Below are 7120 nucleotides of genomic sequence, written 5' to 3'. Positions count from 1 at the left end.
ACCATTCGCACCGGAGTTAAACAGCTCAGAAAGGCTATGGGAGTGGATGCGGGAGCATGACTTATCAAACAAAGCATTTTCAGGTTATGAAAATATTGTAGATTGTTGCTGTGAAGCTTGGAATAACATTTGCAGCGAAGCTGGTCGACTGTTCAGTCTGTGCTCCCGTGATTGGGCAGTTATACAGTAGTTAGAAAATTCAATTGGTATAATGTGAATCAGGGAGCGGATCAGGAAAAAATAAGGGTGATGAAATTAGAAAAAGAGGAGCTTGATAAACAGGTTAGCTTTTTGGGGCGTGAGTTGGAGATGGTGAGCCAAGAATTAAGAGATCTGGGTAAGTATCATACATTGGAGCTAAAAGCTAAATTCGATTCTCTGATGGTGGAAATGCAGGGTGAAGAAGGTATGGAAGATGACTTCTTTATCGAGCAGGAAGGCCCAGATGTTGCAGAGCAGGTCAAACAGCAGGTTCGGATGAAGCTTGGCGAGTATAAGGATGAAAACGAGAACCTGCGTAAAATGAATCGAAAACTGGTGATTGACTTAGCTGCCCAGAAGTTGGCTGAGAACGCCATCGCTGGTGCGCTTAGCTCACTCGATTCAAAAAAGTAACCAAGCCAGGGGAAACTCAAAGGACGGCATCATCGCAAGTCATCGGTGGAGCAGAGACTTCCACCGTTCATAAACCGCCCCCTGACGTTTTACTGCGTACGAAAGAGCCAACTGAACTGGCAACCCGGAAAGACCCGGACTCTTTAAAAACAGACGTTTTACAAGAGCCCGGGTCTTTGTCATTGTTGCCTATGTCGAGCGGGCAGGCCGCTATTATTAGCAGCACAGCAGAGTCAATCCATACCAGCGAAACGTTATCAACGCTGCCGATACTTGATCAACAGAAAGAGAATGAGCCATCACAGGCAGATGAGGCAGTACTTCTTCCGTTTGTGCAGGAAGATATGCCCGCACTGGTTGCCATTGAAACCGACTCGGTTCAGATGACCGGGCCAATCCCTCAGCAGCACTCAACTGATCCTCCGCTGGATAAATTCCTGACTCCCGCACGACAGGCAGAAGCTCTGCTCTCTGATCGGTGGCAGCCTCAGCAGAACAACCTGTTGCGGAGTACGGGTGATCAGCAGGACTCGGGGGTATTTAGTTTGGAACCCAAAGAAGATAACCAGGAGGCCTTATTGCCTCAAGAGCCCTTCTATGTAAATAGCACGAGTGTTCAGCCAGAATGTACCGAGTTATTGTCGTCAGAAATGACCGCTCCTTCACTCGTACCGAGCCTGCCAGCGGTTAGTGATATAGCCCATTCGACGGACTATGTTGAAATGGCAGAGCCTCTGGAAAGTTCTGCCCGTGCAGACGAGGAGTCTGTTACTGGTCCACCACAGACAGATCAGGCTTTATCAGCAACCAGCACTGTTAAGGTGGCCTCCAGGGGGCTGGATAGTGCTATGACTGGTTTAGTGATATGGCCCTATAAGCTTGTCGCAAAGTCTGTGAATCGTGCTGTCGATTATGGAGCGAAACCCGTGGTTGATTATGTGGTAAAACCCATTGGCTCATGGACTTGGAAAAAAGGCACTGAGGTTACCAGATCGATATGGCAGAGCAGATTGTTCAGTTGGAAGAAACCGGGTGAAGCGCCCAACCAGCCTGATTCGGGTTCTGGCCCTGGCACAGAGAGGCTATTGGCAGCACCGGCATCAGAACCGGAACTGGATACCTCAACAGAATCCAGCATTCCGGAAGTAACGCTTCAAGAGGTAGAAGTGGCCGACGAGTCGCTGGCAGGGGATTCCATGCCTGTAGACTGAGCGACTGACGGACTGCAACAACAGTAATCGGCATTGCTCGTTGTTCCGCTCGTGATTGTATTAAAAGCTACAAAGCACCTTATGCCAATCGAACCTTCTAGCTCCCTATTGCGCTGAAGGTTTGAGCCTTAATCCTGCGTTACCGATCGTCGCCATAGCTAAGGCGATGATTCCTCACGCCTTGTCTTAAGGCTCAAATTTTCTTGTTTATAACGGGAGTTAGAAAGCACGATTGGTATTACACGCATTGACATTATGGACTACGGGCCACTCAAACCAGTGGGCGTTGTCAATGGAGTTCATTCTTAGCCATGAACCCAGCAGGTTACACATGTATTTTCGAGGTTACTTATAAGTAACCAACCATATGAAATCCTATTTTCTGATTCAGTGATCAGCCACTCCCGGCAACTGCTCCATGCGTTGCTCTAACTCCTGCATCCATGCTGTTGTGCTGCGTTACCGCTACGATCACATAGCTACGGCTATGCTCACTCCGCTGAGCCTTGCATAGTTACTAACCACTAAGCCAGAAATATTCGATTTCATATGATCAGGTACTTAGTGCATCAGTGGCATACGTTATGAGCCCTGAGGCAATAAGCGCTTTAGAATTAATACGACAGAGTTTAAGTACAGAAAAAGCATTATTTATATCCGCATTTCCCCTTAATAAGTACGGTATTGCTAGTTTTTATAAAAATAAATGCGGATGAGGAAAAGGCACATCATTAAATAAGAAATCAAAAAGGATGGGCGGTCAGGTGAATGACTTTTTATCGGATAATGAAATTAAAATGCCATTTCTTGATTTTAAAAAAAATATGAATAAATGCAACTTTCTCCAAGTTTTCTTCTCAAAGGATTGTTATTTTGGCCCAACAAAAGAATGGAAGGTAATAAAATGTTTAGTACCACTGGTAGCATGACACCCCCTCCAGTAGTGTCAGGATCTGGCTCACTTCCTGGAGCGGCATCAAATCCTTCTCAGTCTGGGAATGCAAGGCCTCCCTGGGGGGGAGGCACGGTGGCAAGCCACCCTGGCAGACCTCATGTGGCAGGACACCAAAGTTATCCACCAGCGTCGGCAGGTCACTCTCGCTTTGATGGTAATGTTGGTGTTGATCATGGTGCTGTTTCTCGATTAAATCATCAAAACTTTGCTCTAAGGCATGGGAACCAGCAGCTTCTCGAAGCAAATCGTGGCCTCACACAGACTGCGTCTGCACTGTCTGCCAGACCTGACATTTCGCATCAGGAGTTAGGTGAGTTACAGGACGCTGCGAAGCAGACTTATCAGATGACGCAAAAGGAAGCAAGGGCGCGGGAAGTGGCCATAGGGTTCAAGCAAGAAAGCCAGCGTATGGCTCAATACATGGGGCCAATGGCGAAGGAACTCGATGGGGCGGCAGCAGATTTAAGGCAGGTAAAAGAGGACAATAAAACGCTTGAGGCTGTAAATACGAAGCTCAATACTAGCCTCCAAAAGGTGACAACGGAATTAGATGAGGCCCAATTGCAATTGGTTAAGAAACTGTCTGAAGTAGAAGAGCTTACATCTCAGTTAACTGCTGAGCGCTTTCATAATGAAAGTCTGGAAACGCAGCTTGAAACTGCGACTCAAGAGGCACAAACCGCTCGATCCTTGGTGGAAGAACTACGCGTAGAGAAACATGATCTTGAAAAACAGTTGGCACAGCTGAGCAAAACTAATGATAGCCAGGATCGGCAAATCAGGTACTTGAACGAAGGTGTTAAAAAGGGTAAGGATGCATTGGAAGGTGAAAAGTCAATAAGTATGGATTTAAAAAGACAACTGCTTTCACTTAGGAGCAGTGAGTCTCAGTTGCAAACTCAACTGGATACTACAAAATCCAGCCTGCAAAGAAGTCAAGAGCAACTGGTTGAGTCTGAGCGTTCGTTGAGAGGTACACAAGAAAAACTTGAAAATACACAGTTAGAGGCAGATCGCTTAAACCAGAAGCTTTTAGAGACAAAGAGAGAGTATCGTGATAACAAACAGTTTGCCAGGGAAGTGCAGGCCAAGCTTAATGAATATGCTCAAACAGCAGATTCCTTACAGGCTGATCTTGCAGATTCGAAACGGTCTGTTGAAAATTTAATGCAGAAGGTTTCAGAGAAGAGGGACGAAGTAAAAAACTTAAGGCATGCACTGCAAGATAGTCGCAAAAGTATTGAAGTATTAGAGAAAAAGGTGCAACAACAGCAGTTACAGCTTGGTGATATGGATCGCCTGAAAGCTGAACTGGGTACTGTAAGCAGAGAGAGAGAAGATCTGGATCAGAGAAATCTGGTATTAACTCGTGAACTAAGCGAAGTTCATAAACGGGAGCAGGACGTACGTGACCTGCACCATGGCGCTATAACCCAAAAACGCACATTGGAACAGACTCTGCAAAAGAAAGAACAATTAATTGCGCGGCATGAGTCATCAATCCAGGAGTGTGAGAGAGAGATTGAAAGTCTTCGTAGCGAGGTAAGTGAGCTTAGGTTGGATTTGGCAACAGCTAAATCTGAAGGTAGTCAGGAAATAACTGAACAGCTTCGAGCGGAGATTGAAGGGAAAGATCAGCAAATTTCCGAACTTCAGAGTATGCAACGTTCATCGCAGAGTAATATAGAATGGCTTAATGAACAAATTACTGATCTGGAGATACGCCTACAAGACTCGGAGCAATTGAGTAATGAGCGAGCAGAAACACTTGAGCGTCAAGAGCGTTTGATGCAAGAGGGAGAAGTAACGATTCGGCAGTTAAGAGATCAAGTAGCAGCTTTCAGTGGAGAACTCGCAAGTGTACAAGAGGGCATTCAAACGTTAAGGAGTGAGCATACAGTGACTAGAAATATTTTGGATCAAAATCTTGATTCTCTTGCAAGTTGTCAGGAAATAGCTCGGCAACTTGATGAGATTGTGAGTCACCCTAATCCGGAAGCCGCCTTACTTTTGAGTAAATTGAAGGAGCACATCTCAGGGGTGAGTGCCGGGTTCAATTCGGTAGCAGAGAATCTACAACGGGATTCCGCAAAGCTTGACTCTTTGCAATCAAGAACCGATGGTCTTGAAGAAAGTGCTACCAGGAAAAGCGTTTCCTTTGAAGACCAAGAACACGTTTCTGTTAGATCAACCACTTCCTCAATGAGTGAAACGAAAACGTCAGGATTGGATCATGTGCCTTATGAGATGCTGGATAGTTCTAATCGTCCAATAGGCCAAGGCCTCTTGAGTGGTAAGGGTTCAACGGTAGTGCATTTGCAGTCTATAACGGTCGAAGATGGATCAAGAACTGATTCTCCTCGGCCAGGTCACCTGCTGTCGGCTTACCGCAGTAGCCAGAGTGGAGTATCATCAGCGCGTCACGGGGACGGTATCGATTCCTCATCGGATGGTGGCGTGAGACGTCACCCAGAACGTCAGGGTTTCTACACAAGTAGTGATCGCACTACAAGGGATTTATTAAGGCATGATCTTGATAAGGACAATGAATCATTTGCGAGCTTCGACGCTGCGAGCATAAGGAGCCAGGGTCGGGATACGCTGGATTTGAGAAATAGGCCTATCCCGGATGATAGCGATAGCGACGGATGATAATCCATTCCAGTGGTAGAAGCTTTGAGCGTTGCCGGAGTTTAGCTATTAACTACGAGTATCTGACTCAGCTTTGCCTCTCTCGTCTAATGCCTCTGAAGTGATTCAGAGGCATTTTTTTATCCTTAATGGTGTCTGAGTTTGGGTTTTATTCTCTGCCTTTCCCGGGCTCTTCGTCTCATCACTAGACGCCCGCCGAACGACCCTTCCTGGCTATTTATTGTTCCTGCTTTGAGTCGTTTTTACTGCAAAACGATGACTAGCCCTGAGACGTAATTCCCATCGTGCTTTCTGACCCCGCTATGAACAGGAAAGTAGCAGGCTGTTCATGTTTCTTTGTTCCTGCTGAAGGATGAACTCTGGAGTCAAGGTGTTTCACTGGGTAGATCATGCTTTCTATAAGGTGGCAGTTTTTATGGCTGACAGAGAAAGGGGGGGGGGAGGCTTATGTAGCAGCATAACTTCTCAGGAAGTATGAACATTACTTTTATCAAAAACGGTTAATAAATGAATAACCGCTTTCCTTTGCTGGCGGTTGAGACTCCTGATGCCGTGATGGATTTTTTCAAATTCCGGGTTTCGGCCTGTAGGCGCATCGTGGCGGAAAATGGGTTCTCTGCCTTCCAGGTACCAGTCAGTGGTGATGCCATAAAGACGACAGAGAGCTATCAGGTCATCAAGATTTCGTGGACAGGCTCCTTTTTCGGCCTCCCAGGCATGAATGGTACTGGTACTTTTCCCGAGAAGTTTTGCGACTTCGGCTACGGTGTATCCAGCCATTTCTCTGGCAGCACGTGCCCGTCTCTGCTTGTCTTTCATATACCGCTCAGCTGGAAATGTACCTCGCCTTTCCGGTTGAACTGGACTGGTATTGACTGGAGGCACGAAAGTTATGAATAACTCTTGAAACTGGTGGGAGAGTTTATAACTGTTTGTTTTGAATCCAACCATCAATAACAAGGTCGTTATTCCGTATGCTGCATCAAGAAAACCTGTTGGAACGGACGCAAAATCAGGGGGATTTATGCCCGGCCAGTCTGATTCTTCTGGAGTGGTTGAAAGCCTGGAAAATACAGGACCCTCAGCAGCGGTTAGCAGCCTGCTGTCGCTGCAAGCTGGCTACTATCCAATGGCAGCAGAACAACAACAGTTGTGAAGTGGTAAAGTAATAAGTAGCTGCCCATATGAAATCATATATTTCTGATTTCATATGGGCAGCTAATTAAAAGATAGATAAAAGGGGATAAGAGGTATTCTCGGCTAGCCATAAGAACCGTTGATTGCACGATTGGATTAGCTAGGGTTCTGACCGATTCTGTGTTGTAGGTTTTTTGCGCTCTTTGTGCACTGTTTCAGTTAAGATAAGGCTTTAGACGGCAGGATAACCCCTGGAAGCCGGGGTTATCGTAACTCCAGTGCTGTAACAATACTGTTGTTGTCCAATTGGTCGGCTTGAACGCCAGCACGCTGTGTCATCACCGGCGTAAAAAGTCCTCAAAACACCAGTCCAAAATGACCTGTCGTTAAGTATAGCTTTTTGGGGTGGTCTGCAAGTCTGAAAGTTCCAGAAAGTTAAATATTTTACTAAGCTGACTCTGTCCGATCTTATTCAGGATGCATGATTGCAAGCAGGCCTTTGATAAAGGACTTCTTATTGATCTCGTATTCATTCACGCACGGTGCTGTT

Annotated in this window: 5 protein-coding genes and 1 pseudogene; 5 read left to right on the top strand and 1 reads right to left on the bottom strand. The window is 46.1% G+C overall.

Annotation, left to right across the window (positions count from 1 at the left end):
- The 4 genes and pseudogenes from AK963_RS35825 to AK963_RS23570 form a co-directional block, all read left to right on the top strand.
- Positions 1-190: pseudogene (locus tag AK963_RS35825) on the top strand (IS630 family transposase); the annotation flags it as partial.
- 56 nt (positions 191-246) lie between these two features.
- Positions 247-615, top strand: a complete 369-nt coding sequence (locus AK963_RS23580; RefSeq protein ID WP_139117615.1) for a hypothetical protein — start codon at positions 247-249, stop codon at positions 613-615.
- 182 nt (positions 616-797) lie between these two features.
- Positions 798-1826, top strand: a complete 1029-nt coding sequence (locus tag AK963_RS23575) for a hypothetical protein (protein WP_139117614.1) — start codon at positions 798-800, stop codon at positions 1824-1826.
- Positions 1827-2853: 1027 nt separating this feature from the next.
- The gene (locus tag AK963_RS23570; protein ID WP_139117613.1) at positions 2854-5433 is read left to right on the top strand and encodes a coiled-coil domain-containing protein; all 2580 of its coding nucleotides are present in this window, start codon (positions 2854-2856) and stop codon (positions 5431-5433) included.
- Positions 5434-5898: 465 nt separating this feature from the next.
- On the opposite strand, the gene AK963_RS23565 is transcribed toward AK963_RS23570, so the two are convergent.
- Positions 5899-6252, bottom strand: coding sequence for a helix-turn-helix transcriptional regulator (locus AK963_RS23565; RefSeq protein WP_175404617.1), 354 nt, complete (start codon positions 6250-6252; stop codon positions 5899-5901).
- Positions 6253-6407: 155 nt separating this feature from the next.
- Between AK963_RS23565 and AK963_RS32395 the strand changes: the two genes are divergently transcribed.
- Positions 6408-6602: a hypothetical protein gene (locus tag AK963_RS32395; RefSeq protein ID WP_139117611.1), complete on the top strand. Its 195-nt coding sequence runs from the start codon at positions 6408-6410 to the stop codon at positions 6600-6602.
- The last annotated feature ends 518 nt before the right edge of the window (positions 6603-7120 follow it).

The organism is Endozoicomonas atrinae, assembly GCF_001647025.1.
GTDB classification, from domain to species: Bacteria; Pseudomonadota; Gammaproteobacteria; order Pseudomonadales; family Endozoicomonadaceae; genus Endozoicomonas; species Endozoicomonas atrinae.
The sequence above is the reverse complement of the archived record's forward strand: the minus strand, read 5'-3'. Positions and strand labels throughout refer to the sequence as shown.